Raw genomic sequence first — 5,352 nt, 5'->3', positions numbered from 1 at the left:
CGTCGGCTACGAGATGGCCCTCCTCGTCGACCGCGCCGGCGCCGTCCTCACCCCCGCACTCCGCGCGGAACTCCAGGGCAGTCTCCTGCACTGACGGTCCGTCGGATACCGTCCAGGTATTCGAAGTACCTCCGCGTCCTTCCCGGGCCCGCTTCGGCGGGCTCGGGTTCGGACGTTGTACGGCCTTCGCACCACCGGCTCCGGACCTGCGCCGAAGCTCGCACCGCACCGCCGCACCCTGTGAGGAGAGGAACCGTGACACCGCCCGACGACCGCAGCGGCCAGTACGGCGTTCCGTACCCTGGCACAGGCCATGACGCCTTCGGAGCACCCGGCGTCGGCCACGGTCAGCAGTACGGCCAGCCTCAGCACGGCCAGCAGCACGGACAGCAGTACGGCCAGCACCAGTACGGGCAGCCCCAGCACCCGTACGGGCAGCCGCAGCAGGAACAGTACGACCGGCAGGGCCCGCCCGGCCAGTACCGACAGCCGCAGCCCGCCTTCGACACGCCGCCGCCCGGCTACCCGGCGCCCGCCCCCGACCACCGGCCGGCCCACGAGCCCGGGCACGTCGAGGAGTTCGAGGACGAGCCCGACTCCGGCCCGCTGATCCGGCCGTTCGCGATGACCGGTGGACGCACCCGGCCGCGCTACGAACTCGCGCTGGAGGCCCTCGTCTCCGCCGACGTCGACCCGCAGCGCCTGGCCACCCTGCTCCCCGAGCACCAGCGGATCTGCACCCTGTGCAGGGAGGTCAAATCCGTCGCGGAGGTGTCGGCGCTGCTCTCCCTTCCCCTGGGAGTGGCCCGCATCCTCGTGGCCGACCTGGCCGAGGCCGGCCTCGTCGCCATCCACCAGCCCGCTTCCGGCGGCGAATCCGGAAACCAGCCCGACGTCACGCTGCTCGAAAGGGTCCTCAGTGGACTTCGCAAGCTCTAACGCGGCCGCCCCCACCCGCGCCACCACCTCCGCGAAGATCGTCGTCGCGGGCGGCTTCGGCGTCGGCAAGACCACGCTCGTCGGCGCCGTCTCCGAGATCAACCCCCTGCGCACCGAAGCCGTCATGACCTCGGCCTCCGCCGGCATCGACGACCTCAGCCACGTCTCCGGCAAGACCACCACCACCGTCGCCATGGACTTCGGCCGCATCACCCTCGACGAAGACCTCATCCTCTACCTCTTCGGCACCCCCGGACAGGACCGCTTCTGGTTCATGTGGGACGACCTCGTCCGCGGCGCCATCGGCGCCGTCGTCCTCGTCGACACCCGCCGCCTCGCCGACTGCTTCCCCGCCCTCGACTACTTCGAGAACAGCGGACTCCCCTTCGTCGTCGCCCTCAACGGCTTCGACGGACACCAGCCCCACACCGCCGACGAGGTCCGCGAAGCACTCCAGCTCAGCGCCGAAACCCCCGTCGTCACCCTCGACGCCCGCCGCCGCGACAGCGCCAAAAGCGCCCTCATCACCCTCGTCGAACACGCCCTCCTCGCCCGACTCCGATGACGGGCCGGACATCCGGACCCCGGGGGCCGTCGGCGTGACGGCCCCCGGGGCGGAGCCGCTACCGGCCGATGTCCTCCAGGGGCATCGCGCAAGACCCGCTGTATAAGCAGCGGATAACAGTTCGGTAGGCATTTTGTGATCAACAGTGACTCTGCGTGGTGAACTAGCGCCACTCAGCGCCAGAAGACCACGGTTTTGCTCCGTCATGTCGGTGAATGTCCCTATTGCGCCGACGCGGGGGCCATCCTGCGGCTGTTTGTCCCCCATCCCTGCACGTGCTGAAATTCCAGCTACCCCTGAAACCCTCGCGCCGGCCCACCGGTGACGGGCCAGGGCCCGGGGGTAGCGCTGGATTGATCCATGGCCGACAGTCGGCCGAGAGGTAGTTGTCGAGTGAGGCGTAAGCAGCAACCCGCCCCGCAGCGGCGCTCCGAGCCCCGCCGGAGCGAGCCGAACGGTACCGCAGCGGACCCGGCCGGATTCTCCGCTTTCACCCCCACCGAGGAGCGCTCCCAGGCCTCCCCGGCCCCGCAGCCCCCGGCCGCGTCCACGGAACCCCGCAGCGGCGGTCCGGACGGCGAGGCCTCCAGGCGGTACGACTTCCTCCGCCCGCGCAACTGGCGCGTGCCGACCCGTCTGATCGCGATCCTGCTGATCCCCGTGATCATCAGCCTCGTCTTCGGCGGCCTCCGCGTGAACACCTCGGTCGACGGCTACATCAAGGCCTCCCGCGCCGAGAAGACCGCCGAGCTCGCCAAGGCGGCCACCGAGCTCGCCGAAGCGCTGGAGATCGAGCGCGACACCACGCTGATACCCCTGCTCACCAAGCAGGACCCGGACGGCAAGGTCGCCAAGATCCGCGCCAACACGGACGCCGCGCTGAAGGCGTACGAGGCGGCCTACGCGGCCTCCGACAAGTCCGGCGAACTGCCGCGCCGCCACGAGGGCTTCCAGGCCCTGGTGGTCGACCTGCCGCACCTGCGGTCCAGCGCGTACGGATCCGAGCTGTTCGCCGGCGCCACCGTCAACGCCTACTCGGTGATGTTCGCCCCGCTGCTGTCCTACGACAACTCGGTCGGCATCGGCTCCACCAACGCCGCCAGCAAGGGCCGCGCGATCTACGCGATGTCCCTCGCCAAGGCCTCCGCCTCGACCCAGCGCGCGCTCATGCTGCACCTGCTGGTCGGCATCTCCCAGAACGCCACCACCCGGTTCGAGAACGCCGACGTGATCCAGCAGATCCTGGTCGCGGAGCGGCTGGAGCAGGTCTCGCTGACCGAGTTCAACACCGGCAGCGCCCCCGAGGACGCCCGCAAGTACGCCAACGCGCAGGTCGTCCAGGCCGCCGCGCAGGAGCGCTCGGCCTACAAGATGCCGAACGGCACCGCGCCCTCCATGCAGACCCTGCTCTCCCTCGGCGCCGCCTACAGCCAGGCCGCCGCCGAGGGCCAGAGCAAGGGCAAGGCCGCCGCCGACCAGGCCTACAAGGAGGCCAAGGACTCCGGTCTCACCCCGGAGAACTGGAACCAGGCCGCCAACACCCACATCCAGGCCCTGCGCGACACCGAGGTCCAGCTGCTGGACGACGTCCTCACGGACTCCCGCGGCCTCAAGGACAACGCGCTCTACGACGCCATCCTCAACACGATCATCGTCGTCGCCGCGCTCATCCTGGCCGGCCTGCTCACCGGCTACGTCGCCCGCTCGATGATCCTCGGCATGCGCACCCTGCGCAGCGCCGCCCTGGAGATCGCCGACCACCGCCTGCCGGACCTGGTCGAGAAGCTCTCCAAGACCGACCCCGACCGGGTCGACACCTCCGTCACCCCGATCCCGCTGCACGGCAAGGACGAGATCGGCGAGGTCGCCCGGGCGTTCGACCAGGTCCACCAGCAGGCCGTGGCGCTCGCCGCCGAGCAGGCCCTGCTGCGAGGGAACGTCAACGCGATCTTCACCAACCTGTCGCGTCGCAGCCAGGGCCTGATCCAGCGCCAGCTGGCGCTGATCACCGACCTGGAGAACAACGAGGCCGACCCGGACCAGCTGGAGAACCTCTTCAAGCTGGACCACCTCGCCACCCGCATGCGCCGCAACGGTGAGAACCTGCTCGTCCTCGCGGGCGAGGAGGCCGGCCGCCGCTGGAACACCCCGGTCCCGCTGGTCGACGTGCTCCGCGCCGCCTCCTCCGAGGTGGAGCAGTACGAGCGCGTCGAGCTGTCCGGCATCCCGGAGGTCGAGGTCGTCGGCGCCGCCGTGACCGACCTCGTCCACCTGCTCGCCGAGCTGCTGGAGAACGCCACCTCGTTCTCCAGCCCGCAGACCCGGGTCCTGGTCAACGCAACCCGCCTGCCGGACGGCCGGGTGCTGGTCGAGATCCACGACAAGGGCATCGGCCTCACCGCCGACGACTTCGCCGAGATCAACGAGAAGCTGGCCGAGCCGCCCACCGTCGACGCCACCATCTCCCGCCGCATGGGCCTGTTCGTGGTCGGCCGGCTGTCCCAGCGGCACGACGTCCGCGTCCAGCTCCGCCCGTCCGGCGAGTCCGCCGGCACCACCTCGCTGGTCATGATCCCGCCGTTCATCACCCGGTCGGGCGCCGCGCCGGAGCCCGAGGAGCAGTTCACCGTCTCCCGGATCTTCGCCGAGCAGGAGCCGACCTCCCAGTGGGCGCCCAACGGCCAGCCGCGCAGCGCCGCCGAGCTGGGCTTCGACGACCACCTCACCGGCACCGGCAACGCCGGATCCAGCGGCTTCAGCCCGGCCCTGGAGGCCGTCCAGCGCTCGCAGCGCCTCGACCAGGTCCGCCGCGCGGCCCTGGAGAGCGGCCCGCACGACGGCGAGCCGCCGGTGCTGGACGCCGAGGTCGAGGAGGAGTACCAGCAGGGCTACGACCAGTACGCCCCCCAGGGCTACGAGCAGCAGTCCGGCTACGCCGACGACCAGTACGGCTACGCCCAGGACGGCTACCAGCAGGACGAGTACGGCCAGGACCAGTACGGCCAGTACCCGCAGCAGGGCTACGGCCAGTCCGGCTACGCCGACGACCAGTACGGCCGCCAGGACTACCAGGGCGACGGCTACCAGGGCTACCAGGACGGCTACGCCGACCAGTACGGCCAGCAGGCCGAGGAGGCCCCGGCCGGCCACCCGTACGCCCCGGAGCCGCCCGCACTGCCCGCCGCCGAGCCCACCCCCACCCTGCCGTCCGGGCTGCCGCAGCGCCGCCCCGGCCAGCAGCTGGCGGGTGGCGGCTTCGGCGCCCCGACCGCTCCGGCGGGCGGCGGCTCCGGCGGCGAGACCCCGAACTGGTTCGCCGGCGCCAAGGACACCTCGGCGGTCGACGAGCCGCGCGGCCACGACGTGTCGGCGCTGGGCGGCTACGGCCCGACCGGCCCGACCAACTCGCCCTGGCAGTCGCCCAACGACGGCGCCTGGCAGCAGGCCGAGCAGACCCGCGAGCCCGCCTCCGGCGGCACCACCGGGGCAGGCCTGCCGCGGCGCGTGCCCAAGCAGAACCTGGTGGCCGGAAACGCCAAGCCCACTCCGCAGGAAGGGCCGCAGGTCTCCCGCAGCCCCGAGGAGGTCCGCGGTCGGCTCACCAACCTGCGCCGCGGCGTGGAGCAGGGCCGCAGTGCCGGTAACACCGGAAGCTTCCGGATCGACCCCGATCAGGTAGACCCGTCCGGCAACGGACAGAACCGAAGCACCGATCTCTTCGGCGGCTCGAACCACCAGGAGCGTTGAGTTGACTCAGATGAGCCAGGCCGCACAGAACCTGAACTGGCTGATCACCAATTTCGTGGACAACACCCCCGGGGTGTCCCACACCGTGGTGGTCTCCGCCG

Annotated in this window: 3 protein-coding genes and 2 pseudogenes; all 5 read left to right on the top strand. The window is 71.2% G+C overall.

What is annotated here, in order from left to right; all coding sequences use genetic code 11:
* Nucleotides 1-94, top strand: a pseudogene (locus ACFVHI_RS36945) (roadblock/LC7 domain-containing protein); the annotation flags it as partial.
* Nucleotides 95-255: 161 nt separating this feature from the next.
* Nucleotides 256-939, top strand: a complete 684-nt coding sequence (locus ACFVHI_RS36940) for a DUF742 domain-containing protein (RefSeq protein WP_079135609.1) — start codon at nt 256-258, stop codon at nt 937-939.
* A complete protein-coding gene (locus tag ACFVHI_RS36935) occupies nt 920-1,504 on the top strand; it encodes an ATP/GTP-binding protein (RefSeq protein ID WP_063347719.1) in 585 nt (194 codons plus the stop codon). The genes ACFVHI_RS36940 and ACFVHI_RS36935 overlap by 20 nt, the downstream gene beginning before the upstream one ends.
* 393 nt (nt 1,505-1,897) lie before the next feature.
* Complete coding sequence (locus ACFVHI_RS36930; RefSeq protein ID WP_380346426.1) at nt 1,898-5,251, top strand: nitrate- and nitrite sensing domain-containing protein; 3,354 nt, start codon at nt 1,898-1,900, stop codon at nt 5,249-5,251.
* 10 nt (nt 5,252-5,261) lie between these two features.
* A pseudogene (locus ACFVHI_RS36925) lies at nt 5,262-5,352 on the top strand (roadblock/LC7 domain-containing protein); the annotation flags it as partial.

Source organism: Kitasatospora sp. NPDC127121 (genome assembly GCF_042677305.1).
Lineage (GTDB): Bacteria > Actinomycetota > Actinomycetes > Streptomycetales > Streptomycetaceae > Kitasatospora.
Note: the sequence above shows the minus strand (reverse complement) of the source record. Positions and strands in the feature narration are given on the sequence as shown.